Source organism: Agromyces binzhouensis (assembly GCF_004135055.1).
GTDB classification, from domain to species: domain Bacteria; phylum Actinomycetota; class Actinomycetes; order Actinomycetales; family Microbacteriaceae; genus Agromyces; species Agromyces binzhouensis.
Map to the genome: position 1 here is coordinate 1 of NZ_SDPL01000774.1, position 643 is coordinate 643.

The following is a 643-nucleotide window of genomic DNA, read 5'->3' on the forward strand; positions in this document are numbered from 1 at the left end:
CCGCGGGCGCGATCCCCGCGGCTCGTGCGACGACCTCGCCGCGCTCGCGCAGCTCCGCGCCGTCGGCGCCGAGGGTGACGACGACGCGGCGAGCGCCGGCGAGCTCCGGCATGAGTCCGTACTCCGTCTCGTTGACGATGAAGAGGTCGACACGCTCGACGAGGTCCGTCGGGAGGGACCTGGCCGGTGCGGCGTTCAGCGCCACGAAACCGGGAGCGGATGCCGCGACGCGGCGCACCACGTCGATCGGCACCTCGAGCTGCATGAGCACGGCTTCGTCGTCGCCGATCGCGATGGCATCATCGTCGACATCGGCATTGGCGCCCGGGCAGACGACGATGCAGTTCTCCCCATCGGCGTCGACCATGATGACGGCGGTGCCGGTCGCGGCATCGCCTCGCCGGATACCGGCGACGTCGACGCCCGCCGCGGCGAGCGCACCGACGAGAAGGTCGCCGTCGGCGTCTCGTCCGACGCATCCGAGCATTCGCGTGGCCGCGCCGAGCCGGGCTGCCGCGGACGCCTGGTTCGCGCCCTTGCCGCCCGCCTCGCGACGGAGGATGCCGTCGCCGATCGTCTCGCCGGGCGCCGGCAGCCGTACTGCGGTCGCGACGACGTCGACGTTCAGCGAGCCGATGACGAA

1 protein-coding gene is annotated in these 643 nt (G+C 72.8%); it reads right to left on the reverse strand.

Annotated elements, in window-relative coordinates; all coding sequences use genetic code 11:
* A partial coding sequence (locus ESO86_RS18160; RefSeq protein ID WP_129236066.1) for a PfkB family carbohydrate kinase occupies positions 1–643 on the reverse strand: 643 nt, incomplete at both ends.